26 protein-coding genes are annotated in these 24,533 nt (G+C 36.3%); 3 read left to right on the forward strand and 23 right to left on the reverse strand.

Going from position 1 to position 24,533, the window contains the following annotated elements; translation table 11 throughout:
• Positions 1-4 precede the first annotated feature (4 nt).
• The 10 genes from BMZ04_RS04785 to gpr form a co-directional block, all read right to left on the reverse strand.
• Positions 5-745: a 16S rRNA (uracil(1498)-N(3))-methyltransferase gene (locus tag BMZ04_RS04785; protein ID WP_093266094.1), complete on the reverse strand. Its 741-nt coding sequence runs from the start codon at positions 743-745 to the stop codon at positions 5-7.
• Between the two features lie 10 nt (positions 746-755).
• Complete coding sequence (gene prmA / locus BMZ04_RS04790; RefSeq protein WP_093266099.1) at positions 756-1,700, reverse strand: 50S ribosomal protein L11 methyltransferase; 945 nt, start codon at positions 1,698-1,700, stop codon at positions 756-758.
• 13 nt (positions 1,701-1,713) lie between these two features.
• Positions 1,714-2,835: a molecular chaperone DnaJ gene (gene dnaJ / locus BMZ04_RS04795; protein ID WP_093266104.1), complete on the reverse strand. Its 1,122-nt coding sequence runs from the start codon at positions 2,833-2,835 to the stop codon at positions 1,714-1,716.
• Positions 2,836-2,964: 129 nt separating this feature from the next.
• On the reverse strand, positions 2,965-4,797 hold the full coding sequence (gene dnaK / locus BMZ04_RS04800; protein WP_093266106.1) for a molecular chaperone DnaK: 1,833 nt from the start codon (positions 4,795-4,797) through the stop codon (positions 2,965-2,967).
• Between the two features lie 44 nt (positions 4,798-4,841).
• Positions 4,842-5,399, reverse strand: coding sequence for a nucleotide exchange factor GrpE (gene grpE / locus BMZ04_RS04805; protein ID WP_093266108.1), 558 nt, complete (start codon positions 5,397-5,399; stop codon positions 4,842-4,844).
• Between the two features lie 15 nt (positions 5,400-5,414).
• Positions 5,415-6,452 (reverse strand): heat-inducible transcriptional repressor HrcA, encoded by a 1,038-nt coding sequence (gene hrcA, locus BMZ04_RS04810; RefSeq protein ID WP_093266110.1) that lies wholly within the window; start codon positions 6,450-6,452, stop codon positions 5,415-5,417.
• 87 nt (positions 6,453-6,539) lie between these two features.
• Positions 6,540-7,676 (reverse strand): radical SAM family heme chaperone HemW, encoded by a 1,137-nt coding sequence (gene hemW, locus BMZ04_RS04815; RefSeq protein WP_093266112.1) that lies wholly within the window; start codon positions 7,674-7,676, stop codon positions 6,540-6,542.
• A 64-nt stretch (positions 7,677-7,740) separates the two neighbouring features.
• A complete protein-coding gene (gene lepA / locus BMZ04_RS04820) occupies positions 7,741-9,570 on the reverse strand; it encodes a translation elongation factor 4 (protein WP_093266114.1) in 1,830 nt (609 codons plus the stop codon).
• An 804-nt stretch (positions 9,571-10,374) separates the two neighbouring features.
• A complete protein-coding gene (spoIIP, locus tag BMZ04_RS04825) occupies positions 10,375-11,184 on the reverse strand; it encodes a stage II sporulation protein P (RefSeq protein ID WP_093266116.1) in 810 nt (269 codons plus the stop codon).
• A 55-nt stretch (positions 11,185-11,239) separates the two neighbouring features.
• Positions 11,240-12,253, reverse strand: coding sequence for a GPR endopeptidase (gene gpr / locus BMZ04_RS04830; RefSeq protein ID WP_093266118.1), 1,014 nt, complete (start codon positions 12,251-12,253; stop codon positions 11,240-11,242).
• A 161-nt stretch (positions 12,254-12,414) separates the two neighbouring features.
• Between gpr and rpsT the strand changes: the two genes are divergently transcribed.
• Positions 12,415-12,663, forward strand: a complete 249-nt coding sequence (gene rpsT, locus BMZ04_RS04835) for a 30S ribosomal protein S20 (protein WP_093266120.1) — start codon at positions 12,415-12,417, stop codon at positions 12,661-12,663.
• A gap of 70 nt (positions 12,664-12,733) precedes the next feature.
• Here rpsT and holA read toward each other — a convergent pair whose 3' ends face one another.
• Complete coding sequence (gene holA / locus BMZ04_RS04840) at positions 12,734-13,738, reverse strand: DNA polymerase III subunit delta (RefSeq protein WP_093266122.1); 1,005 nt, start codon at positions 13,736-13,738, stop codon at positions 12,734-12,736.
• A gap of 155 nt (positions 13,739-13,893) precedes the next feature.
• Here holA and BMZ04_RS04845 point away from each other — a divergent pair, with 155 nt between their 5' ends.
• Complete coding sequence (locus BMZ04_RS04845) at positions 13,894-14,028, forward strand: YqzM family protein (RefSeq protein WP_093266124.1); 135 nt, start codon at positions 13,894-13,896, stop codon at positions 14,026-14,028.
• A gap of 462 nt (positions 14,029-14,490) precedes the next feature.
• Here the strand turns inward: BMZ04_RS04845 and BMZ04_RS04850 are convergent, their stop codons facing one another.
• The 12 genes from BMZ04_RS04850 to BMZ04_RS04905 form a co-directional block, all read right to left on the reverse strand.
• Positions 14,491-16,662, reverse strand: a complete 2,172-nt coding sequence (locus tag BMZ04_RS04850; RefSeq protein WP_255367801.1) for a DNA internalization-related competence protein ComEC/Rec2 — start codon at positions 16,660-16,662, stop codon at positions 14,491-14,493.
• A gap of 110 nt (positions 16,663-16,772) precedes the next feature.
• Positions 16,773-17,336 (reverse strand): ComE operon protein 2, encoded by a 564-nt coding sequence (locus BMZ04_RS04855; RefSeq protein WP_093266126.1) that lies wholly within the window; start codon positions 17,334-17,336, stop codon positions 16,773-16,775.
• A gap of 63 nt (positions 17,337-17,399) precedes the next feature.
• A complete protein-coding gene (locus BMZ04_RS04860; protein WP_093266128.1) occupies positions 17,400-18,032 on the reverse strand; it encodes a helix-hairpin-helix domain-containing protein in 633 nt (210 codons plus the stop codon).
• A gap of 70 nt (positions 18,033-18,102) precedes the next feature.
• Positions 18,103-18,840 carry a class I SAM-dependent DNA methyltransferase gene (locus BMZ04_RS04865; protein ID WP_255367802.1) on the reverse strand — a complete coding sequence of 246 codons (738 nt, stop codon included), beginning with the start codon at positions 18,838-18,840 and terminating at the stop codon, positions 18,103-18,105.
• Positions 18,840-19,193: a ribosome silencing factor gene (gene rsfS, locus BMZ04_RS04870; RefSeq protein WP_093266130.1), complete on the reverse strand. Its 354-nt coding sequence runs from the start codon at positions 19,191-19,193 to the stop codon at positions 18,840-18,842. Before rsfS ends, BMZ04_RS04865 begins: the two co-directional genes overlap by 1 nt.
• Before the next feature lie 4 nt (positions 19,194-19,197).
• Positions 19,198-19,764 carry a bis(5'-nucleosyl)-tetraphosphatase (symmetrical) YqeK gene (yqeK, locus tag BMZ04_RS04875; protein WP_093266132.1) on the reverse strand — a complete coding sequence of 189 codons (567 nt, stop codon included), beginning with the start codon at positions 19,762-19,764 and terminating at the stop codon, positions 19,198-19,200.
• Positions 19,754-20,326, reverse strand: a complete 573-nt coding sequence (locus BMZ04_RS04880; RefSeq protein ID WP_093266134.1) for a nicotinate-nucleotide adenylyltransferase — start codon at positions 20,324-20,326, stop codon at positions 19,754-19,756. Before BMZ04_RS04880 ends, yqeK begins: the two co-directional genes overlap by 11 nt.
• On the reverse strand, positions 20,323-20,628 hold the full coding sequence (gene yhbY / locus BMZ04_RS04885) for a ribosome assembly RNA-binding protein YhbY (protein WP_093266136.1): 306 nt from the start codon (positions 20,626-20,628) through the stop codon (positions 20,323-20,325). Before yhbY ends, BMZ04_RS04880 begins: the two co-directional genes overlap by 4 nt.
• The gene (gene aroE, locus BMZ04_RS04890; RefSeq protein ID WP_093266138.1) at positions 20,615-21,445 is read right to left on the reverse strand and encodes a shikimate dehydrogenase; all 831 of its coding nucleotides are present in this window, start codon (positions 21,443-21,445) and stop codon (positions 20,615-20,617) included. The genes yhbY and aroE overlap by 14 nt, the downstream gene beginning before the upstream one ends.
• Before the next feature lie 11 nt (positions 21,446-21,456).
• The gene (gene yqeH, locus BMZ04_RS04895) at positions 21,457-22,560 is read right to left on the reverse strand and encodes a ribosome biogenesis GTPase YqeH (RefSeq protein ID WP_093266141.1); all 1,104 of its coding nucleotides are present in this window, start codon (positions 22,558-22,560) and stop codon (positions 21,457-21,459) included.
• A complete protein-coding gene (locus BMZ04_RS04900; RefSeq protein ID WP_093266143.1) occupies positions 22,557-23,078 on the reverse strand; it encodes a YqeG family HAD IIIA-type phosphatase in 522 nt (173 codons plus the stop codon). The genes yqeH and BMZ04_RS04900 overlap by 4 nt, the downstream gene beginning before the upstream one ends.
• Before the next feature lie 38 nt (positions 23,079-23,116).
• On the reverse strand, positions 23,117-23,899 hold the full coding sequence (locus BMZ04_RS04905) for a phosphatidylserine decarboxylase (protein WP_093266145.1): 783 nt from the start codon (positions 23,897-23,899) through the stop codon (positions 23,117-23,119).
• 89 nt (positions 23,900-23,988) lie between these two features.
• Between BMZ04_RS04905 and pssA the strand changes: the two genes are divergently transcribed.
• The gene (gene pssA / locus BMZ04_RS04910; RefSeq protein ID WP_093266147.1) at positions 23,989-24,528 is read left to right on the forward strand and encodes a CDP-diacylglycerol--serine O-phosphatidyltransferase; all 540 of its coding nucleotides are present in this window, start codon (positions 23,989-23,991) and stop codon (positions 24,526-24,528) included.
• The last annotated feature ends 5 nt before the right edge of the window (positions 24,529-24,533 follow it).

The following is a 24,533-nucleotide window of genomic DNA, read 5'->3' on the forward strand; positions in this document are numbered from 1 at the left end:
TCTTTCATTCATATTCATAAGAAATTGCAGCAAGCGCATATAACGGTGCAGTTTCTGTTCTTAGAATCCTTGGTCCAAGTGCAATGGGTTGAAAATCATTTTCTAACAGTAGTTGTACTTCCTGACGATCGAGCCCACCTTCTGGGCCAAATACGATTAGTATCGATTGTTTATCATACACTTTTTTTAATTGGTCAGCAAACTTTTGTCGCTGCTCAAGCTTTGCGTCTTCTTCATCCGCAACAAATTTCACATCATACGATTTAGAAATTTCCAACAGCTCGGTTAATGAGATTGGTTTATGTATTAGTGGGATAAAAGAACGATGAGATTGTTCTGCGGCTTCTTTTGAGATTTTTTGTAAACGAGCGATTTTTTTCTCGTTTTTTTGTTTGTCCCATTTTACAATAGAACGTTTCGCTTCAAATGGATATAGTGTATGCATACCTAGCTCTGTCGCTTTTTGGGTTATTAATTCTAGCTTATCACCTTTTGGAAGTCCACAAACGATGGAAACTTTAACCGGCATTTCTGTAGATTGTTCATGTGCTTCTTTTATCTGTAAATGTACTGATTTGGAAGTACCTTCTAAGATGGTCATTGTATATGTTTTGCCTTCTGCTACTACATATACATCATCTCCGGAAGACATGCGCATCACTTGAATCATATGATGCGCATCTTCACCTGTAATCGTTACTGTATTATTTTCCTCTATAGGTTCATTAGTAAAATAACGTTGCATGAGCGTCTCCTTACTTAACAATCTTTCTAGAAATGATTGTAACCCAGTCTTCCATCATCATTACTTCTTCAATTTCGAATCCTGCTTGCTGTAAGGAATTACGAACATCTTCCTTTTTCGTTGCAATAATACCAGACGTAATAAATAGGCCGCCATCTTTAACGATGGAATAAGCATCATTAGTAAAAGTCATAATAATTTCAGCTAATATGTTTGCAACGACGATATCTGCTTGTTCGTTCACATTATCAAGTAAATTACCGTGTGTTACTTGAACGATATCATTTACTTTATTTAGCGCAATATTTTCTTTTGCAGATTGAACAGCTACTTCATCCAAATCTAGCGCATGGATGGAGGCTGCGCCTAATTTTGCTGCCCCTATAGAAAGAACACCAGAACCAGTCCCTACATCAATGACGCTACTTCCTATTTGAACTGTTTTTTCAAGTGCTTGTAAACACATGACAGTAGTAGGGTGCGTTCCCGTTCCAAATGCCATTCCTGGATCTAGTTCAATTATTAATTCATCCGTATTTACACGCTCATAGTCTTCCCAAGTAGGTACAATTGTAAAACGATTCGATATTTTTACAGGGTGATAATATTTTTTCCAAGCAGTAGCCCAATCTTCCTCGTCTACTTCTTGTACAGTGACATGGTTATGACCAAGGTCGATATTAAAGTTTTGTAAGTTGTTAATCGCAAGTTTGATCTCTTCTACTGTTTCCAGTAGAAAACTAGTTTCTGCTAGATAAGCTTTCACTCGAACACCATCTACAGGGAAATCATCTGGATTTAAGCTATAGATCTCACCAAAAACATCTTCTCTTTCTCTTAATAACTCTTCTGAATCTTCAATAACTACTCCACTAGCTCCAGCCTCATGCAAAATATTACTTATTGCTTCCACTGCCTCATTTGTCGTATGAATGGATAGTTCAGACCATTTCACTTGCGCCCACTCCTTATTCGCCTTTTATCGTTCTTTTGATTTTATCAAATAATGAACTGCCTTGTTCTTCTGGAATATCTCCGCTAATTTCTGCAAACTCACGTAGTAACTGCTTTTGTTTTTCCGTTAATTTCTTCGGTGTCATCACTTTCACAACTACATGTTGATCTCCAGTGCCATAACCGTGGACGTTTTTGACACCTTTGCCTTTTAAGCGGAATGTTGTTTGAGATTGAGTACCTGCCGGAATTTTTAGTTTAACTTTCCCTTGAACGGTCGGTACCTCTATTTCGTCCCCTAGTGCGGCTTGAGCAAATGTTAGTGTTAGTACATAATAAATGTCGTCGCCATCTCGTTCAAACCTAGGATCGGCTTTTACGCGGAATACAATATATAAGTCACCTGCTGGTCCACCATTTACACCAGGTTCCCCTTGACCACTTACGCGAAGTTGTTGACCATCATCCACACCTGCTGGAATTGTTACTTTAATTTTTTTACGTTTATTTACAGTACCTTTTCCATAACAAGTCGAACATTTATCTTTAATGATTTTCCCAGTACCTTCACAATAATGACAAGCCCGTTTCGTTTGAATACGACCAAATGGAGTATCTTGTGCTACGTTCACTTGACCTTGACCATTACAGTGCGAACAATTTTCAGCGTGAGTTCCTGGTTTTGCACCAGTCCCAGTACAAGTGTCACATGTCTCTTCTTTCGCAACATCTATTTCTGTTTCTTTTCCGAAAACAGCTTCTTCAAATTCGATCGTCATTGTATATTGAAGATCACTACCTTTTCTAGGTGCGTTAGGATCACGTCGTCTTGAACCGCCCCCACTACCGAAAAACGAACTGAAAATATCTTCAAAACCAAAGCCATCTCCACCACCAAATCCACCAAATCCTTGGTTTGGACCTGAATGGCCAAATTGATCGTACTGTGCTCGTTTTTGATCGTCACTTAATACTTCATATGCTTCAGAAATTTCTTTGAATTTCACATCAGCGTCTGCTGCTTTGTTAATATCCGGGTGATATTGTTTTGAAAGTTTACGATACGCTTTTTTTATCTCATCTTGAGAAGCACTTTTGGAAATCCCTAGCACTTCATAATAATCACGTTTATCCATTGTTCACTCTCCTGCTCTTTACCTACACGTAATGAATATTGTAACACGGAAAATTTTATACGTCTAAACAGTAAGAAAAGCCAAAGCCGAATACGGTCTTTGACTTTTCCTCACCGACTAACTTACTAATTACTTGTTGTCTTTATCGTCATTTACTTCTTCAAATTCAGCGTCAACTACACCGTCATCTTTTGCGTCAGCTTGAGCGCCACCATTTGCAGCAGCTTCAGCTTGAGCTTGCTCATATAACTTCATTGTAAGTTGTTGAACGATTTCATTTAACGCATCTTTTTTCGCTTTAATATCTTCTAAGTTACCAGCTTCAAGTGCTGCTTTTAATGCTTCTTTTGCATCTTCAGCAGATTTTTTCTCTTCTTCTGATACTTTATCTTCTAAATCTTTTAATGTTTTTTCTGTCATAAATACTAACTGATCTGCTTCGTTTTTAACTTCAGCTTCTTCCTTACGCACTTTATCCGCTTCAGCGTTTGCTTCTGCTTCTTTTACCATACGTTCGATTTCTTCGTCAGATAATGAAGAGTTCGATTGAATTGTAATATTTTGTTCTTTTCCAGTTCCAAGATCTTTTGCTTTAACATTTACGATACCGTTTTTATCAATATCAAATGTTACTTCGATTTGTGGAATGCCACGTGGAGCTGGTGGAATATCCGCAAGTTGGAAACGACCAAGTGTTTTGTTATCCGCTGACATTGGACGTTCACCTTGTAGAACATGAATATCTACTGCTGGTTGGTTATCTGCTGCAGTTGAGAATGTTTGAGATTTTGATGTTGGAATTGTCGTATTACGTTCGATTAACTTCGTGAATACACCGCCCATTGTTTCAATACCTAATGAAAGTGGCGTAACGTCTAGTAATACAACGTCTTTCACATCTCCAGTTAATACTCCACCTTGAACAGCAGCACCCATCGCTACTACTTCATCTGGGTTTACACCTTTATGTGGTTCTTTACCTGTTTCTTTTTTAATAGCATCTTGTACTGCTGGAATACGTGTAGAACCACCAACTAGAATTACTTTATCGATTTGAGAAGCTGATAATCCAGCATCTGACATTGCTTGACGAGTTGGCACCATAGTTCGTTCTACTAAATGAGCAGTTAAATCATCAAATTTCGCACGAGTCAATGTAACTTCTAAGTGAAGTGGTCCAGCTTCTCCTGCTGTAATGAACGGCAATGAAATTTGAGTTGATGTAACACCTGACAAATCTTTTTTCGCTTTTTCAGCAGCGTCTTTTAGGCGTTGTACTGCCATTTTATCTTGTGATAAATCAATTCCGTTATCTTTTTTAAATTCTTGTACTAGGTAATCAATTATAATTTGGTCAAAGTCATCCCCACCAAGACGGTTATCCCCTGCAGTAGCTAGAACTTCAAATACACCGTCTCCAAGCTCCAGAATAGATACGTCGAATGTACCGCCACCTAAATCATATACAAGGATTTTTTCGTCGTGATCCATTTTATCTAAACCATATGCTAGAGCTGCTGCAGTTGGTTCGTTAATAATACGTTCTACTTCAAGACCAGCGATACGACCAGCATCTTTTGTTGCTTGACGCTCTGCATCATTAAAGTATGCAGGAACAGTAATAACTGCTTTTGTAACTTTTTCTCCCAAGTATTCTTCAGCGAATCCTTTTAAGTATTGAAGAATCATTGCTGATACTTCTTGTGGAGTATATTCTTTATCTTCCGCTTTAACTTTTTCTGATGTACCCATTAAACGTTTTACGGAAGCAATAGTATGTGGGTTTGTAATAGATTGACGTTTTGCTACTTCTCCAACTTGTTTTTCGCCATTTTTAAAAGCTACAACAGATGGAGTTGTACGGTTACCTTCTGGATTTGGAATTACTTTTGGTTCTCCACCTTCTAATACTGATACACATGAGTTTGTTGTTCCTAAGTCAATACCGATAATTTTAGACATAAATAGTTCCTCCTAAATATAAAGTGCAAATAGTCATTATTATTTTATTCGTTAACTTTAACCATAGATGGTCTTAGAATTCTATCTGTTAACTTATACCCTTTTTGTAATTCTTGAAGCACGATACCAGAATCTTTTGTATCATCTTTTTCTTGCATTACTGCTTGATGGAAGTTTGGATCGAATGGGACGCCTTCCGCTTCAATTTGTTCTAAACCTTCTTTGGAAACAGCGTCAAGTAAAGAACGATATACCATTTCTACGCCTTTTGCTAAAGAAGCAGCTTCTTCAGTAGTAGTTTCAACGGCTAATGCACGTTCGAAATTATCTAGTACTGGCAAAATATCTGATAATACAGATTGCGCACGGTATTTGTAATCTGCTTCTTTATCTAGTTGTACACGACGTTTATAGTTTTCAAAATCTGCTCGTAAACGAATTGCTTTGTTTTGTTCTTCTTCTAATTGTTGTTTGACAAGCGTTAGCTCATCTACTTCTACTACTTCTTCTACTTTTTCTACTTCTTCAGTTGTAACTTTTACTTGTTCATCTAGCTCTTCAGTTTCTAGTTCTTCTACAATTTCATCTTTTTGTTCAGACATAAATAGCAACTCTCCTTATCCATGCGGTCCATGTAAAATTTTCGATAATTCTCTCGATAGATCCACACTCATCACATCTAGTAAAGAAACGACTCGTTTGTAATCCATTCGAGTAGGACCAATGATTGCAATAGACCCGATCTGTTCTTCCCCAATATCATAGGAAGCTGTAATAATACTACAATCTTCCATAGCTAGATGGTTGTTTTCAGTACCAATTCGAATTTGAATTCCTTTTTGGTCTAAATGGAATAGTCCGGGCATTTGATTTACATGATCCATCCAATACATAATACTTCGTGCTTTTTCTACATCATTAAATTCAGGTTGATTTAACAGTTGCATTTTCCCACCGTAGTAAACTTTATCTTCATGTTCAATTGTTAGCGCTTTGTTTAATGAACCTAGTAAATCGTTTAAGCGTCCATTGTTTTGTCGTAAAACGGCTAATGTAACAGCTTCTAATTTAGTAGGGAGCTCATGCAAATGAACACCTACTAAACGCTCATTAATCAAATTGACCATGCGCTCAATATCTGATGCGGTAAAGCTTTCCGGTATGGAAAATACACGATTTTCTACATGTCCACTATCTGTCACAATAATAGCAACAGCGGAATCATCCGTTAAAGGAACAATAGAAAACCGTTTCACACGATGTTTTCTCACATCTAAGCCTAACATAATAGAGGTATAATTCGTTAGTTCAGACAAAATTGCCGCAGATTTACGAATTATTTGTTCCGTCTCTACCATTCGTTCTTCAAAAATTGAACGAATTTGTTTAATCTCATTATTGGAAATTCGTTGTGGAGTTAACATATTGTCTACATAATAACGATAGCCTTTTTGCGAAGGTACGCGACCAGACGAAGTATGTGTTTTTTCTAAAAAGCCCATTTCTTCTAAATCTGCCATATCATTTCGAATAGTAGCAGGACTAAATGGAACTTCCTCCTTTTTCGAAAGTTGGCGAGATCCAACTGGTTGAGCGGTTTCGATAAAATCATCTACCGTTACTTGCAATATTAATAATTGCCTGTTAGTTAGCATGATTATCACCTCTGTTAGCACTCACTCATATAGAGTGCTAATACTTATATAGAAAATTTATCAAATCTATAGAGAACTGTCAACGATTTAGCTTGTAAGAAAATATTGGAATACTTCGTTCCCAACAAAGCGTCCTCGATTCGTTAGTTTGATAAAATCATTCTCGATGGTGACAAACTCTTTTTCCAAAAGATCATCTATTTCTTTCCCATACACTTCTTGTAACGTTTGACCATATCTTTGTTCAAATCGACCTAATGATACTCCTTTGTTTTTACGCAAGCCTAAAAACATTTCTTCTTCCATTTTTTCAATTTGAGAAACTTCTTTTTGCATCATAATAGGTTTTTCCTTCGCTTCAATTGTATGCATATACTTTTTTAAAGGTCCATGATTCGAATATCGCATACTATTTACATACCCGTGTGCCCCCGCTCCAAGCCCAATATATTCATCATTATTCCAATAAAGCAAATTATGTTTGGATTCTTTTCCTTTATGCGCAAAATTACTAATTTCGTATTGATCATAACCATTCATCTTCATTTCATCCATTAAATAGCTGTACATTTCTGCTTCTAAATCTTCCCCTGGAAGTGTAAGCTTTCCTTTCGATAACAGATTATAAAAAATCGTTTTTGGCTCCACTAGTAAAGAATATGCAGAAATATGCGGAATGTTTAGACGGAATGCTTCTTTTAAAGATGCTTTCCATTGGTCCATGGTTTGATTTGGTAAGCCGTACATTAAATCTATACTAATCGAAGGAAAATTAGTTTGTTTTGCGTATTCGATTACTTTATACACATGATCATTAGAATGCGTTCTTCCAAGTACTCGTAGCAACTCTTGATCAAATGTTTGCACACCCATACTTAATCGATTTACTCCAAACTTCCGCATTGTTTGCATCTTATCAAGTGTTAATTCATCTGGATTTGACTCAGATGTAAATTCTACTACTTGTCCTAAAGGGATATACATATGAATGAGCGTAAATAAACGTTCCAATTGCTCTACTGACAATGAAGTCGGTGTTCCCCCTCCGATAAAAATAGTTTCAATGGATGCATCTTTTAAATCATCCGCCCATAAAGCCATTTCTTGGCCTAGCGCCTCAATATATTCATCAACTGGCTGATTATGAAAAAAGAATTTATTGAAATCACAGTAATTACAAATTTGATGACAAAAAGGAATATGAATATATACTCCTCGTACCATATTACTTCCAACTCTCTATATAAGAAAAAGAGGGCTATTATTACCTATGCCCCCTTCTTTCTTTTTATTTATTTGGCTCGTCCATTTTCAGAACTGCCATAAATGCTTCTTGAGGAACTTCTACAGAACCTACTTGTTTCATACGTTTTTTACCTTCTTTTTGTTTTTCAAGAAGTTTACGCTTACGGGAAATATCTCCCCCGTAACATTTTGCTAATACGTTTTTACCGATTGATTTAATCGTTGAACGAGCAACAATTTTTTGACCGATCGCAGCTTGTACCGGAACTTCAAATTGTTGTCTAGGTATTAATGCTTTTAACTTTTCTACTATCGCTTTTCCACGGTCATATGCAAAATCTTTGTGTACGATAAAACTTAGTGCATCCACTTTCTCACTATTAAGCAGAATATCCATTTTCATCAGTTTTGATTCTTTGTATCCGATTAATTCATAATCAAAAGACGCATATCCTTTTGTACTAGATTTTAATGCATCAAAGAAATCGTACACAATTTCAGATAATGGAATTTCATATATAATATTCACACGCGCAGATGATAAATAATCCATTGTGATAAAGTTTCCACGTTTACGCTGACAAAGCTCCATAACAGACCCGACATAATCTTCTGGAACCATAATCGAAGCCTTTACATATGGCTCTTCAATTTTATCGACTTTTTGAGCATCTGGCATCATAGATGGGTTATCGACTTTAATCGTTTCTCCACTTGTTAACTTTACATCATAAATAACACTCGGTGCAGTCGTTATTAAATCGATTTTAAATTCACGTTCGATACGTTCTTGGATGATTTCCATATGAAGCAGTCCTAAGAAACCACAACGATATCCAAATCCTAGCGCTTGAGATGTTTCCGGTTCAAATTCTAAAGCGGAGTCATTTAATTCTAATTTTTCAAGCGCATCTCGTAAATCTACATATTTAGAGTTATCAATTGGGTATAAACCGCAGAATACCATTGGATTCATTTTTCGGTATCCTGGTAGCGCTTCTGTAGCCGGGTTCGAAGCTAATGTAATCGTATCCCCAACACTTGAATCTCCTACATGTTTCATCGATGCAGTTAAAAATCCAACGTCTCCGACAGTTAGTTCTGAACGCATCGTTGCTTTTGGAGTGAATACTCCTGTTTCCACAACTTCAAATTCTTTTCCTGAAGACATCATTTTTATTTTGTCTCCAGGTTTCACCGTACCTTCCATAATTCGAATATAAACAATTACACCTCGGTAAGGGTCGTATAACGAGTCAAATATAAGCGCTTTTAGAGGCGCAGAAGGATCTCCAGTAGGCGCTGGAACTTTTGCTACTACTTGTTCTAAAATTTCTTCAATACCGATCCCTGCTTTTGCAGAAGCGTGCACTGCTTCGGAAGCATCTAAACCGATTACTTCTTCCACTTCTTTTTTCACTCGTTCTGGATCGGCAGCAGGTAAATCAATTTTATTAACAACTGGTAAAATTTCCAAATCATTGTCTAACGCTAAATATACATTTGCAAGCGTCTGTGCTTCAATTCCTTGTGCAGCATCCACTACAAGTATTGCCCCTTCACAAGCTGCTAAACTTCTCGATACTTCATACGTGAAATCGACATGTCCTGGTGTGTCGATTAAATGGAAAATATACTCTTCTCCATCTTTTGCTTTATATGTCAATTGAACGGCATTCAATTTTATCGTAATTCCGCGTTCTCGTTCTAAATCCATTGAATCGAGTAATTGGCTTTGCATTTCTCGTGATGTTACCGTTTGTGTTTTTTCTAAAATACGATCTGCAAGCGTCGACTTCCCGTGGTCAATATGTGCGATAATCGAAAAGTTACGTATTTTTTTCTGTCGTGCTAATCTCTCTTCATGATTCATACTTGTTCACTCCTAATTAAACTACTTGCATTATAACAGATAAAGGATTGTTTAAGAAATATTACTGTAACAATTTATGTACACTTCACATCATTATTTTTAATAAAAGTTCATATAGATTTTTTTTGCCAGATTTTAATCTTAACAAAAACCCGTACATAACACAATCTACGAGTATATTTTTTATATAAGTAAAGTACGAATGAGACTAATTGCTTTACCATTAACGACGAACTAGAAAGGCTGGTCGTGACTAACACCACGACTAGCCTCTTCTTCGATAATTCTATGGCGTTTGTCTGTCTTTCATCTCCTTTAACTATAGGAATAGATGAAGGACTTTTTGGAAAATGAAAGAAAAACAACTTTCCTAAACATAGAAGTAGCTCTCGAAGATACAATTTCAAGATAGTGCTGCTCTATATATATTAGATACTGTCTGTTTTTTCATATACTTTTTTCCTAGTAGAAAGTTAGGATATATACCCTCTTAATAATTCTCTCTAACAAGTCCATACCCTACATACTTCCTTCACTATTACTTGTTTTATCTTTTGTTAAAAATTAGAGAAAAAACATTTAATTGTATTGGAAGGCAGCGTCACAAGGGATGAGTGAGACAGATGAGACGACACAACAGACGTGAAGCTACGGTGACGGCTCATCGCTCCCCCCGCGGAAAGCGTCCGCCTGTAACGGAAATGAATAGTATTTTAATAAATTCGGAAAAAAATAGTGAATATTTTACTCTTAGCTTTTAAAAAAGAGATGAGGCAATTGTAATTTACTATCTCTTTATAATATCTATGATGGTAACTGCTCATTTAACATATTTGATAAAGCTTTCGCTAATATTGCAATCGAACGGTTAATTTCTTGTTCGTTATTATCGATGCCTCCAAGTTCCACAACGAGTAAATTTCTAGAAAGGTCTTGATTGTAAACACCATCTACTCCCCTTCCTTCTTTCAGTAAAATCCCTCTTGAAATTCCGGGTACTAATTTATTTAATTGGTTAGAGAGGTTTTGCGCAAGCTGCTCATTCCATCTGTAGTTGGGGTGCTCTCCGCCAATAACGAATATAAATTTAGCGTAGCTTTCTTCTCCACTTTTAAGCGTCGTCACATTAGCCTTTGCAGAATCTCTGTGAATATCTAAAACAATATCATATCCGTTCTGTCCGATTGCTTCTTGTACTAATGGACGTATTGAATTATAGTCATCCATTTCTTTTTTATTATAATTTTCTAGAAAGGTAGCCTCTAGTTGATGAAATGCAAACTGGGCATTAATCTGATCTTGAAAAGTTGTGATATTGCTTATTGGATGATAAATAGCTATTTTCTCACCTTGTGCAGCAAGTATCGGTTGATAAGCTTCATGCGAATGAGTAAAGTAAACAAATGCTTTTTGGGGCTCCATTAGTACTTCTTGGACGACTGGTTGTTTTTTTTCCAATTGTGCAGCATAAACTACGGGAATGTCCTCTTTTTTCTTTTCTTCCACCTGTTCTGGTTGAGCAATAAAAAGAGGTGTTTGGACGGTTGCAATAATGATAGGTGCTAAAAATAAAAGGATTAAGATGCTTGTTAAATTCTTCAGGGATTTAGCCATATATTCCACTCTCCTCACACAATCGTATGTGGAAAAGTGGAATTTTAGAACGACATTATCTGCTAGAAATCCATGACTCTAAGCCGTTAGATAGCAAATGAGCATATTGTTCCACCCATGCATCTGTTTCTTTTGGTGTTACAAACAAGGAAGGATTCTTTCCAACAAATACTTCTTCAAACAGCTTTCTTTTTTCTTCAGTTGGCCAAGTAACCCATTCCCCAAAGATTGGTTCCAATACTTTTTTGTCGATATTTGGTTTTTTACTGGAAACCATCGGAGTAACCGCTAATGCAGAAGAAGGACTTCCTTTTTCTTCTATTTTAGAGGCGATATAATGAATAACTTGTTCCATAGCATCTGCATATAATACTGGTCCATCAACAACCATTGGTATTCCTATTGCTGTAACAGGCACTCCATATACTTCCTCAGAAACTTCCTTACGTTGGTTTCCAACACCAGAACCAGGATGTATACCTGTATTAGTAAGTTGAATTGTTTTACAAAGACGTTCACTATTCCTTGCAGCTAGTGCATCTAATACAATGATTAAATCTGGCTTATATGCATTACTAATCGCTTCTATAAAGTCACTAGTCTCAAATCCAGTTTGGCCCGTTACACCTGGTGCATACATGACGACCTTGATATGCTCCTCGGATGTCAATGCAGAACTTTGTAAAATTTCAATAGCTTTTGGTCCTATTGCATCTGGTGTGATCAGTGCATTGCCAAGCCCTATTATTAATATTTTGGATGACTTCGTCAGTTTAATATCTTTATGAATTTCTTTTAGCTTTTCGACGAATATTCTTTCCAAGTGTTGAAAGCTACGGTCATCAACTGGACTAACAGTTAAATCGGTTAACGTAATATACTTCCCTTTTTTCTTTCCTATTTCCTTTTCTCCGTTTTCGTCTACTTCAATAGACGTTACTAATACTGCTCCATCCCTACTTTCATCAAATTTTATGCCCTCTGATTTTTCTAACGTATTCTTATCTTCTTTTGAACGATGTTTTACCATTTCGTCTGATTCATCTAATAAATCGGTTCTTCCCCACATATAATTCACCTCCAAATTAGTTTGGACGATGTGTCAAGTAAATATTCTTTGCAATTATATATTGCAATTTGTTTTCGCGTTTGTTAAAATAATGCTTGTTGTATTAGACAGTTTCAACAAAGAAAAGTATCATCTCGAGACCATTTTAGGAGGTGAAAGGTATGCCAAATATTAAATCTGCAATTAAACGTGTTAAGAAAAACGCAACTTTGAACGCTCAAAACGCTACTGCTAAATCAGCAATGCGTACTGCTGTAAGAAAAGCGGACAATGCTGCACTTAACAATGACGAAAACGCAAAAGAACTTATTAAATCTGCGATCCAACAATTGGAGAAAGCAGCTTCTAAAGGTTTAATTCATAAAAACGCAGCTACTCGTAAGAAAGCTCAATTAATGAAAAAAGCGTAATTTAAATAGGACTGACCGAATATATTCGGTCAGTCTTTATTTATGTTAACATTATTGTCACTTGTGTTTTTTATTTCATAAGAAACAGTTCTAATATCCTGTCTCGATTAATATTTAATGTTTTTAACTGCAAATCTACTGTAGCTAGATCATTCAATGTGTGAAGTAATTTTTCTTCGTTATACAATATCGGATTATCAAAAAGCAATTTAACTCGGTATGGATGTACTTTTAGTTGGCCAGCTATTTGTTGGGCGTGATACCCTTTTTTCTTCAAATGACCTACTTGTACCATCAACCTTACTTGCGATGCGATCAATGCATTTAACTTTAACGGATCCTCTTTTTGCTTTAATAAATCATGATAAATGGCTAGTGCTTCGCTTTTATTGCCCGCAAGATAAGCATTTCCTAGTGTAAAAACGTCTTGCTCCAACGTTCGAACGAGTAATTTTTTCACTGTCTCTGTATCAATTTCTACCGTTTCTCCTACATACGTCGCGATTTTCGCTAATTCTGTTTGTAAATGTACCAAATCGGTTCCACCAAATTCAATGAAACGATCGAGAGTATCTTCGGACATTGTTTTGCCATGTGTTTTAAGTTCATGTAATACCCAGCTTTTTAAATCATGTGCTTGCAAGCTAGTCGCCTCGATTACATTAGCGGATTGTTTCATCGCCTTTGTAATTTTTTTACGCTCATCCAATTTTTCATACGGCGCGATAAAAACGACTATAGCAGTTGGAGAAGGACTTTGTAGCCACTTTTCTAAACTAACTGTATCATGCACTATTTTCTCTTTTCCTTTTTCTGTTGCTTTTAAAAAGAATGCATTTTTTGCGATGACAAGCTTTTTATCTGAGAAAAAAGGAATCGTATCCGCTTCATATATTACTTCGTCTACGCTTTTTTCTTCCATGTCGAATGTAATTATTTCTACTTCCCCATGCTCATTTAATTGTCTTTTCAATCTCTTTATTGTTTCTTCTATAAAATACGCTTCCGTTCCGTATAATAAATACACATCCGATAAATCATTTTTGGCTATTTGCATCCATTTTTCTGAAATCATCCTAGATCTCCTTACTACTGTATGTTTGTCTTTATTATAACTTAAAAGTAGTGAATAATTTGTGACATTGTTAGAAGGAAAGTAGAAATGAAAGATTCCATGTAGATTTTTAATAGGCTATCCTATATAATTAGGTGGAAATAGGAGGGGTAATAATGAATGAATTTGAACAAAATGTACAGTCAAAGCGTAACGACGCTATTGACTCAGGCGTAGGTTTTGTAGTCTCCTTTGGATTTTTTACAATTATGTTCGCTATTGCAGTAATTGTTGAGTTTGTTTCTCGATAATAACTAGAAAAGGGTTTTGTCTACACTAGACAGAACCCTTTTTTAGTTAAATCAATTTCATAAAAGCGAATAATATATACGAACAAAGTTGATTTCCGCTTCAGACAGACGTTTTTCGCTGGCTTGGCTTCAGTTCTCCTCAAGGCAAAAGGATATTGGTCACGAAGGCGTGTGGCCCACAGGACCTGGGTCATAAATCGTTGCCGCAAGAGTTCTATTGCGACAAGCTTTGCGCAGGAGCACAGACCTTTTGCGACGAGCTTTGCGCAGGAGCAGGACTCGAGGAACTCTATGCCTTCCAAGGTGGTGTTCTTAGCCTTCGTTCCTTTATTCCTCCAGTGGGGGCTAATTCCGCTAGAGTCTCTGCCTGCAGTGAAAATCAGCCTAAGTAAACTCAGACCAAAGCTCGCTAGAAACTCGGGACAAGTAGCTTTTGAAGTGCATCGTGTGCTCTTCTTATTACTAAGGAGTTGTCACAAAAATCTCTCCGCTTTTCGTTATTTCTACTTCAATCGTGCCATCTCTACCGGTTTGTAAAAAAGGAATATGAAGGGCATCTAAACGCTCGACTACATCAGGGTGTGGGTGGCCAAATTGATTTCCAAATCCTGCAGTAATGATGGATATGTCCGGATTCGTTAATGCTAAAAAAGATTGTTCACTAGAAGTTTTGCTTCCATGATGCCCAATTTTCAATAATGTTATATCTTTTAACGCTTCTGGGTATTTATTAACTAGCTCTAACTCTCCTTCTTTTTCTAGATCTCCAATAAATAATCCATGAAAAGAACTATTTCGCATCGATAAGACAAGCGAATCATTATTTCCTTCATATATGGCATCCATTGGATAGATATATTGAAACTGATAATAGCTTGAATCTATTTCCTCTCCCGCTCCTTTTTCTATCATAGGAATTTGTTGTTGTAATACTTCTTTCATTAATTCTTCCATAACTCCTTTATTTGAAGATCCGGGAGATATATGAATTTCATTTACGTGGACTTTTTGTAGAATCTCCTCAGCAGCTTCCATATGATCCGCATCTGCATGTGTAATAGCCAGTGTATCTATTTTTGTGATTCCTTTCCCTTTTAAAAACGGTACAACAATTTGTTTCCCTACTTTGTAAACTTCATTTGTCGTTTTCCATGCATCTTGTTCAAACCGTAATATGCCACCAGTATCAATCATGATTATTTCTTTTCGATAAGGCATTTCTATTACAATACAATCACCTTGCCCGACATTCAAAAACGTTATTTTCGTTGATGAATCTAAATAGGGTCTAACATGCATAACCGCAATAGGTAAAAAAAGCAGAAAGCTACTTAAAATAAGCCGCTTTTTCCGTTCCATCGAAATAAAAAAGAACAACACTGTTCCATATGCCATGAACACAAGTAGCATTGACGGCTTCATCGGATTCCACATTTGATAAGGTAAGCTACCTAAGTAAATGATAAAGTCACCTAATAAACTGCGTATCGGTTCATAGAAATGGAAAAGAAAATCACTAATCGAAGTAGAGATATACGTGAGTAACAATAAAAAGAGATTAATAGGTAAAATGACAAACGAAAATAGTGGAACAAAAACTAAATTTGCGAGGAATGAGGAAATGGAAATTTCATAAAACTGATAAAGAAGAATTGGATAAACAATCAATTGACAAAGTGCTGTAATAACAAAAGATTGCATTATATATGATGTACTATTTTTTAAAAACACAGACGAATAAATAAGTGAAAACGCGGCTAAATAAGATAATTGAAAACCAATTTGAAAAATGACCCACGGCGTTAGTAAGACAAATCCAATAATACTTAACGAGAATGCATCATCAATCGCAAGTTTTTTCTTAAACATTAAGCTAATTAAAATAATCTCGGTTACGGAAACAGATCTCCAGACGGATGGTGCCCCTCCAGCGATAAATGCATAAAGTGGAAGAGCAATTATTAAGACTAAATTCGCTGTTTCTCTTCTAATACCAATTCGTATCAGTGATTCATATACCATTAATGCCAGTAAAGCCACATGAAGACCTGAAATAGCAAATAAATGCGTAATTCCTAATGTTTGATAGGCATCTTGCATATCGGATGGCATTTGTTCTCTACTTCCGATTAAAAGCGCTTCCGCCTCCGATTGTAACGATAGAGGGAATGTAGTTTGTATATGACTTTTCATCGCGAATCGCTTTTCTGCCATATACGTAAAAAAGGACTCATTTTTCTGAGTGATTCGATATGTTTCTACTGCCATCTGACCAACTGCACCATTACTTTTTATATAGGAATCCATGTTAAAAGCATATGCATGGGATACAGGACGTTTCTCAACTTCTTGTGCTATCACTTGAAACACCATGCCTGCAAGCGATGAATGCGTAAGCACGGCTTTTTCAGTTTCCGCACTTAATTTAAGTTGTACATACCATTTTTCTTGATTTTCTGAAATAGCAAATCCTCGGATGTATTGTCCATTTATCCGGTAAACATCTGTCCAAGTTATTTCCTTAACGTGTATTTCACTTGCTTGCATTGGCATAACTGCTAGCACATAAAAATAAAAAGTAATACCAAATATTATTGTTCCGATTGTAAAAAGTATATGCTTTTGCTTAGACACTAGCCAGCAAAATAGAAGTACAAATAACAACAATAGTCTCAACGATTCATACGCACTAACCGTAGCAATTACAACAGATAAGGCCACATAAATAAGATTTCCTTGAATGGTTATACGCCGAATAATTCTGCCACCTTCGTTTCATAAGGTGCCAATTCTTCCATACTTGCTCCTTTCTCACGCAACTTCGTTAGCAACTCAATATAAAGTGCAACCTTTTCATCGCTTAAAAAGTCGATTTTACGCTCATCAAACGATACTTGAATCACTTCTACGCCCGCTTGTCCAAGCAATTCTATCGCGTATTTATTGTTTTTATAATCCTGTGCATAATAAAGTCGAGCAATTCCCGATTGAATAATCGATTTCGTGCAAGGTAAACAAGGAAAATGGGTCACATACAAATCTGCTCCATTTACCGAAACACCATATTTTGCACATTGTAATAATGCATTCATTTCTGCATGAATTGTCCTTACACAATGATTATCTACAACGTAACAGCCATGATCGATACAATGATCCCCACCTGAAATAGAACCATTATAGCCCCCTGCCATAATACGTCGGTCACGAACGATTGTTGCACCTACTGCTAATCTATTACAAGTGCTTCTTAATGCAAGTAAATGGCTTTGTGCCATGAAAAATTGGTCCCATGTAATACGCTCCATATAACTACCTCCGTAAATATATACTTCTTCTAGTGTAGTAGTTTTTATCGTGAACAGTCAATATTACTTCACAGTTATTAGAGGTTCTAATTTTTCGAATGTTTTTTGTCCGATACCAGTTACATTCATTAGATCTTGTTTTTCTTTAAAGTTGCCAGTTCCTTCACGATATGCGAGTATTGCTTCTGCTTTTGCAGGACCTATTCCTGGTAGAGTTGATAGTATCGTGACATCCGCTTTATTAATATTTACTAAATTAGAATTAGCCGATTGTGTTGTAGCAACTGTTTCTACATCTGCTATTTCTTCTCCTTCAAGGGGAACGTAAATAACCATTTCATCTACTACTCTTTGTGCATGGTTAATATTTTTACTATTGCTAGTAGGTAAATAGCCTCCAGCAAGCTCAATCGCATTTAATACGCGATCTCCTTCTAAGAGTTCATAAACTCCTGGGTTATTCACCGCGCCTTTTACCTCGACAAAAATAGCGATGTCTTCTACATATTCAGTTGTATTTTCTTGTTGTTCAATAAAGGAATCTTCAAATGGGATAGGTTGTACAAGATCAGCTGTGGGAGGTGCTGATTTGAATTGGGATTGTAAAACGAAAAATAATAATATCGTGATTACTGTTGTTGGGAGCAACAGCTTTTTCTTGTATTTCTGAATTAATAAACGAAACAGAAATATCATCCTCTCGAAAAAGAGGTAAATTATATGGAGTTATAAAAACTATACTAAATTTACCTCTCTTTGGAAAGAATTATTTTGTAGCATGTATAAAATAACGTTCAATTTCTTTTTCATCCTGGTTATCAAAAACAGATGTTGAAACAGTGACAGAAGTAAATCCAACTTGTTTTAACAACTCCGTATATGATTCTAAAGGATATGTACGTTGATAATGTGATTCTTCAAATCGCTCATAATTACCCGATTCATCTCGAACGAAAAATGTCATATCATGATAAATCGAATGTTCTTCATCGCCTATTTCCGTATGCCATATGTACGCAACTTGATCGTCTTCATAAGTAAACGGACCATTTGGATAAATTTCATCCATTTTATATAGAGAATGTACATCGAAAAATAGCTGTCCACCTAGTGAAAGTACCTCGTAAATACGTTCAAATGTTTGTTTCACTTCTTCCAAGGTCTCCAAATAATTGACCGAATCGATGGCGATTACTGCTATATTTACGTCGTCAATGCCGTCTATTTCAGACATCGATTGGCACACGAAGGAAATATCTGTACCTTCTTCCAAACTACGATTTTGGGCAATCGTTAACATCGCTTCCGATAAATCTACTCCGATTACGTCATACCCTGCTTTCGCAAATTTTACACTAAGGACACCCGTGCCACAGCCTATATCAACTAATCGTTTTCCAGCAGAAACAGGTGCAGTTGCCTGCACCCATTCTGCATATTTATCATATGGTATATCGGACATAAGTGAATCATAAATAAAGGCAAATCGGTCGTACATTGCCATTACGCATCTAGCCCAACTTCTATCATTGGTGCATCTCCCCAAAGGCGCTCTAAATTATAATAAGCACGATCATCTTTGTGGAATACATGTGCCACAACATCGCCCATATCAACTAAAATCCATCTAGCTTCATCGAACCCTTCCAAACGCTTCACATGATACCCTGCAATCGATGCCTGCTGTTCTAATTCTTTTGCAATCGCTTGTACTTGACGGTCTGAGTTTGCGTGGCAGATTAAAAAGTAATCCGCAAGTAATGATACCCCTTGCATATTGAGTACGACGATGTCCTCTGCTCGTTTATCGTCTGCTGCTTTAAAAGCAATTTCTACTAATGATTTTGTCGTTGTCATTCGTTCACTTTCCCTTTCTTTGTATCAATTCATTGTAACAATGAAATGAATCCGGAAATACCGGTTGTTTTTTTTCGATTAAAAAGATCATACTGTGTTTGATACAACTAACCATGGCTTCTTCTAAATCTAGTTCCGCTTTTTCCCTTAATAGATCTACTCCTGGAAAATTACGGCTAGGCTCTATCATATCAGAGACATAAATAATTTTTTCAAGTCGGGACATACCCGCTCGACCAGTAGTATGGTATTTAATCGCATTTAATATATCTTCATCGTTTATGTTAAATTCATTTTTAGCTACATAACTTCCAACAGGAGCGTGCCAAAGCTCGTGGTGGTACTCCAATAAAATCGGATCCATCTCTTCCGAAATAATCTTCTCTCTTAACCATTCTTTCTCTGCATATTTCACACTATCATGCAAAATACCCGCAAGCTCTGCTTTTTCCGCATTTTCTCCGTATTTTCTTGCAAGATGAACTGCCGTTGTAGCTACTCCTCTAGTATGAATATAGCGTTTTTCCGGCATTCTATCCTTCATCTGCTCCATTACATGCTCAAATTTCATATAACTTTTCCTTTTGAATGAAATCATTCACTCGATCGGGAATAAGATATTTCGTCGTTAGCCCATTCATCAATCGATTACGGATAAGTGTAGAAGATACATCTATTTGAGGAATCGTAATTGTACTAATAGGATATGCTGATTCCATCTTTGTATTTGGTCTAGGAACACCTACAAATTGTACTTTTTGAACGAGTTCATCTATACGGTGCCATTTTGGTAAATACTCTACTTGATCGCCACCAATGATGAAGTAAAACGACGCTTCCGGTTCACGTTGCATTAACAGTTCCATCGTATCAAATGTATAAGAAGTACCTCCACGCTCTAGTTCAATTGTTTCCACTGACATATTCGGAATACCACGAATCGCAAGCTGTAGCATCTTTAATCTCTCGGCTGTCGTTACTTGCTCGTCCTTTTGTTTATGCGGAGGGGTAGCATTAGGCATGAATCGTACTTCATCTAGACGTAGTGCATGTAAAACTTCATTGGCAATGATTAAATGACCAATATGAGGTGGATTAAATGTACCACCTAAGATTCCTATTTTCTTACTCATGCTCGACTCGCTTTTGGAAGCTCGATTCGTTTATTATTTTTCGATGTTTTATATAATACAACTGTTAAACCAATCAATTGAACAAGCTCAGCACGAGTCCCTTTTGCAAGTGCTTCTGCCACTTCTTGCTTTTCGTCTTCACAGTTTTGTAAAATACTAATTTTGATTAATTCACGAACTTCTAGTGCTTCGCTTATTTGTTTAATCATTGCATCATTGACGCCACCTTTTCCAACTTGAAAAATTGGCGATAAGTGATGTGCTTGACTGCGTAAAAATCTTTTTTGTTTACCTGTTAACATAATTTCCTCCTAATTGCTCGGTTAGACGTTCTACCATTTGTTCCGTATTTGGTTTGATTCCATTCCAATACGAGAAGGCTAATGCCCCTTGGTGTACGAGCATTCCTAATCCATTTACCGTGCGAACATTGTATTTTTTCGCTTCCTCTAAAAAAGGGGTAACTAAAGGATTATATACAATATCCGCAACAATTGCATGTTCTTTTATTTGGTTAAGCTGAATTGGTAGCGTTGCCGTGCTATTTTTCATCCCTTGTGGAGTTGTTTGAATGATTATATCGAACTGTGCAAGCGCCTCTTCTGCTACTTCTAATGGGAGTGCTTGTCCAAGTTGTAATTCTTCCACTAGTCGTTGTGCATTCGCATAAGTACGATTAGCAATCGCAATTTGCGAGAACCCTAATTGTGTAAATGCATGGGCAATACCTCTTGCAGCACCACCAGCACCTAGAATTAGAATTCGATTTGTTTGACTAATCGGTCCAAGTGATTCGATAAATCCCAAGCCATCCGTATTATATCCTACAAACCGACCATCTTCGGTTTTTACAACGGTATTGACGGCACCAATCCCTATTGCCGATTGGTCTATTTTATCTAAATAAGGAATAATTGCTTCTTTATATGGTACGGTTACATTCCAACCGCTACAACCTAGTAGTTTCAACGAATTCACCGCATCATGAAGATTTTCTTCATCTACGAGAATTGGAATATAACTAGCATCTATATGCTGCTCCTTAAGCCATGTACTATGCATATAAGGAGAAAGAGAATGTGCAATTGGATTTCCTATAACAGCAAACCATTTTTTCACTTGAAAACCTCCTATATAAGCGACGGTCGAATAGATATTTCCACTCCAGTTGGTGCATGCGCAGCGACGACTACGCCTCCTTGCTGTACAGTAATCCAACCTAATCCTGAGAAAACAATATCCGTTTTTGCATCTTTAATCTTAAATTCATGACGGACTAAAGGTGGCAATAAATCTGCAAACTCTTCAGATGGCGGAGATAATAACTCCCCTTTATGTTCTTTATATAAGTTGTCCGCATTTTCTAGCTTCGTTCGGTGAATCGGAATATCATTTGCGATATGACAAGTAAATGCCGAACGATCTCCTTTGATAAAATCGAAACGAGATAATCCACCTAAAAATAAGGTTTGCTCGCTGTTCAATTGGAACACTTTTGGTTTAATTTCTTTTTTCGGCGTAATATATTTTAGCTCAGTTGGATCTAAATAATGCGCCATTTGATGATGATTGATAATACCTGGTGTGTCATACAATGCTTTTTTATCGTCTAACGGAATTTCAATCATATCAAGCGTTGTTCCAGGAAAATGAGAGGTAGTAATTACTGCATCTTCTCCTGTTGCCTGTTTAATAATACGGTTGATAAAAGTTGATTTACCAACGTTTGTACAACCAACTACATATACATTCTCACCTTTACGATAATGCTCAATAGCTTCCATTGCCTCAGGCATACCAGTTCCTTTATGTGCACTTACAAATAACACATCGATTGGAGACAAGCCTAATTTTTTCGCTTCTTGTTTCATCCAGTTAATCACTTTGTTTTTCTTTACCGATTTTGGTAATAAATCCGCTTTATTGGCAATCAATAAAATAGGATTATTTCCAACAAAACGATGTAATCCAGGAAGCCAACTACCATTAAAATCAAAAATATCAACAATCTTAACGATTAGTCCTTTTTGCGTTCCTAAACCATTTAAAATGCGTAAAAAATCATCATCAGTTAGCGAAACAGGTTGTAATTCGTTGTAGTTTTTTAATCTAAAACAACGCTGACAAATGATATCTTCTTTTTCTAATGAAGAAACTGGGGCATACCCCGTTTCCCCTACTTTCTCTGTTTGAATAATTGTTCCACAACCGATACATTTTGGTGCTTCTGTCACTCTTCTTCCTCCCATGTTACTTGACCTTTTTTATCAAGATAACTAAAAATTCTTCGTTCTACTAAGCGATTAAATTTCGTAAAAAATCCATCTGAATTTGCAACCGGTATGACTAAAATAGTATGAAGCTTTTGCCGATTACCACCGAACACATCCGTTAAGAGCTGGTCTCCAATGACAACTACTTCTTCACGGTTTACATTCATTTTACTCACCGCTTGTTTGAAAGCTTTCCCTAACGGTTTACGTGCTTTTGATATGAAAGGAATTTCAAGTGGGTCTGCAAAAGATTTAACCCGTAAATCATTGTTATTGGAAACAATCGTTACTTGTATGCCAGATGCTTTCATGGCTGCAAACCATTCGATTAACTTTGGTGTTGCATTAGGACGATCCCACTCTACTAGAGTATTATCTAAATCTGTAATAACCGCTTTCACACCTTTTTCTTTTAAGAATTCAGGTGTTATTTGAAAGATGCTTCTTACAAATTCACTTGGTATAAAATATGAATACAAAAACAAACACTCCAATTCGACGCTTTTTCTTTTTTCGATTATAGCATATTTGCCACAATCTCACCCATTCGTACAAACTTCCCGGGTTTCATAGCGGATGAAAACTCCATACTCGCTTCTTCAAATAGCATGACCACTGTTGATCCAAACGAGAAATAACCAACTTCATCGCCTTTTTTCCATACGGAAGATGTATTTGTTAACTCAATCGAATTAACAAACATTGCCCCCACTTTAATATGAAAACAATGCTTCTTGTTTGGCATACTTAGTTCGGTTAACAAACGGTAATTTCCACTAATTGCTTCTCTTCCATATTGAAGCCCCCATTTATTAACAGGATACGATTTTTTTCCAAGCATATATTGACGTATAACTTCCCCGTCCACCGGCGCATGAATGCGATGATACTCAGCCGGACTTAGATACAAAATGATATACTTTCCATTTACGAATTGGTTTGCAATCTTTTGTGAACCAAGTAAGTTCTCTAATGTATAGGATTTATCTTTCACGAAAAAAATGCCATCTTTCGAAATAGAACCGAATGTTTCAACCGTTGCATCGACAGGACTAATAATACTATTTGACCCAACATGTATTGGTCGGCTCTCTGCTGACACTTCTCGGATAAAAAAATCATGCAAAGTAGAAAAATCATTTATTGGACGGGTAACATCTTGTAAAGTTATATTAAAATATTTAATATATGTAGGTATGATGGATTTACTTAGCTTTGATCGTGCAAAGGATTGAATAATAGATGATGACCATCTGCCATTCGTTAATTCAATCATCGATTGATATAATTTTTCTCTCATTTCTATCTCCCTATAAACAATTGCTTACATTTTTTACTTATTCAAAGTATAATAAACAAAATAGTTGGATTGTAAAGGAGTGATTTACAATGTATTTACAAAGTATTATGTCCAATACCCGAAAGAAATTGAAATCACATGCGGCAAATATGATTACTATTGCAAATCTTGCATTTGGTGGCGCAGCCATTATGGCTACGATGAATGATTCTCCTGCATATAGTGTGTTATTTATATTTATAGCAGGTTTATTAGACCGATTCGATGGAATGGTTGCAAGAAAGTTTCATCTTGAATCGGAGCTTGGAAAACAACTAGATTCGATGAGTGATATTATATCGTTTGGTGTGGCACCAGCGTTGTTATTGTATTCCCTAGTGTTACAAGAATTTAGTACAGCAGGTATGGCTATAACAATCATTTATATCGCATGTGGCGCATTTAGACTTGCTCGATTTAATATATCGGAATCGAACGGATTTTTTACTGGACTCCCGATTACAGTTGCAGGGGTTATTTTAACTTTATCTTATTTCGCCATTGATATGATACCATCTGTTTCTTATATGTTCTTATTTATCATACTTGCTTTTTTAATGATCAGTACCTTTACGTTAAAAAAAGTATAAATACT

This window comes from Psychrobacillus sp. OK032 (assembly GCF_900111345.1).
GTDB lineage: Bacteria > Bacillota > Bacilli > Bacillales_A > Planococcaceae > Psychrobacillus.

What these genes read in the sequence shown, in the direction of transcription:
- BMZ04_RS04785 (WP_093266094.1), bottom strand. Translation starts at nt 745, where the DNA reads ATGCAACGTTATTTTACTAATGAACCTATAGAGGAAAATAATACAGTA.
- dnaJ (WP_093266104.1), bottom strand. Translation starts at nt 2,835, where the DNA reads ATGGATAAACGTGATTATTATGAAGTGCTAGGGATTTCCAAAAGTGCT.
- dnaK (WP_093266106.1), bottom strand. Translation starts at nt 4,797, where the DNA reads ATGTCTAAAATTATCGGTATTGACTTAGGAACAACAAACTCATGTGTA.
- grpE (WP_093266108.1), bottom strand. Translation starts at nt 5,399, where the DNA reads ATGTCTGAACAAAAAGATGAAATTGTAGAAGAACTAGAAACTGAAGAG.
- hrcA (WP_093266110.1), bottom strand. Translation starts at nt 6,452, where the DNA reads ATGCTAACTAACAGGCAATTATTAATATTGCAAGTAACGGTAGATGAT.
- hemW (WP_093266112.1), bottom strand. Translation starts at nt 7,676, where the DNA reads ATGGTACGAGGAGTATATATTCATATTCCTTTTTGTCATCAAATTTGT.
- lepA (WP_093266114.1), bottom strand. Translation starts at nt 9,570, where the DNA reads ATGAATCATGAAGAGAGATTAGCACGACAGAAAAAAATACGTAACTTT.
- spoIIP (WP_093266116.1), bottom strand. Translation starts at nt 11,184, where the DNA reads ATGGCTAAATCCCTGAAGAATTTAACAAGCATCTTAATCCTTTTATTT.
- gpr (WP_093266118.1), bottom strand. Translation starts at nt 12,253, where the DNA reads ATGTGGGGAAGAACCGATTTATTAGATGAATCAGACGAAATGGTAAAA.
- rpsT (WP_093266120.1), top strand. Translation starts at nt 12,415, where the DNA reads ATGCCAAATATTAAATCTGCAATTAAACGTGTTAAGAAAAACGCAACT.
- holA (WP_093266122.1), bottom strand. Translation starts at nt 13,738, where the DNA reads ATGATTTCAGAAAAATGGATGCAAATAGCCAAAAATGATTTATCGGAT.
- BMZ04_RS04845 (WP_093266124.1), top strand. Translation starts at nt 13,894, where the DNA reads ATGAATGAATTTGAACAAAATGTACAGTCAAAGCGTAACGACGCTATT.
- BMZ04_RS04855 (WP_093266126.1), bottom strand. Translation starts at nt 17,336, where the DNA reads ATGGAGCGTATTACATGGGACCAATTTTTCATGGCACAAAGCCATTTA.
- BMZ04_RS04860 (WP_093266128.1), bottom strand. Translation starts at nt 18,032, where the DNA reads ATGATATTTCTGTTTCGTTTATTAATTCAGAAATACAAGAAAAAGCTG.
- BMZ04_RS04865 (WP_255367802.1), bottom strand. Translation starts at nt 18,840, where the DNA reads ATGGCAATGTACGACCGATTTGCCTTTATTTATGATTCACTTATGTCC.
- rsfS (WP_093266130.1), bottom strand. Translation starts at nt 19,193, where the DNA reads ATGACAACGACAAAATCATTAGTAGAAATTGCTTTTAAAGCAGCAGAC.
- yqeK (WP_093266132.1), bottom strand. Translation starts at nt 19,764, where the DNA reads ATGAAATTTGAGCATGTAATGGAGCAGATGAAGGATAGAATGCCGGAA.
- BMZ04_RS04880 (WP_093266134.1), bottom strand. Translation starts at nt 20,326, where the DNA reads ATGAGTAAGAAAATAGGAATCTTAGGTGGTACATTTAATCCACCTCAT.
- yhbY (WP_093266136.1), bottom strand. Translation starts at nt 20,628, where the DNA reads ATGTTAACAGGTAAACAAAAAAGATTTTTACGCAGTCAAGCACATCAC.
- BMZ04_RS04905 (WP_093266145.1), bottom strand. Translation starts at nt 23,899, where the DNA reads ATGAGAGAAAAATTATATCAATCGATGATTGAATTAACGAATGGCAGA.
- pssA (WP_093266147.1), top strand. Translation starts at nt 23,989, where the DNA reads ATGTATTTACAAAGTATTATGTCCAATACCCGAAAGAAATTGAAATCA.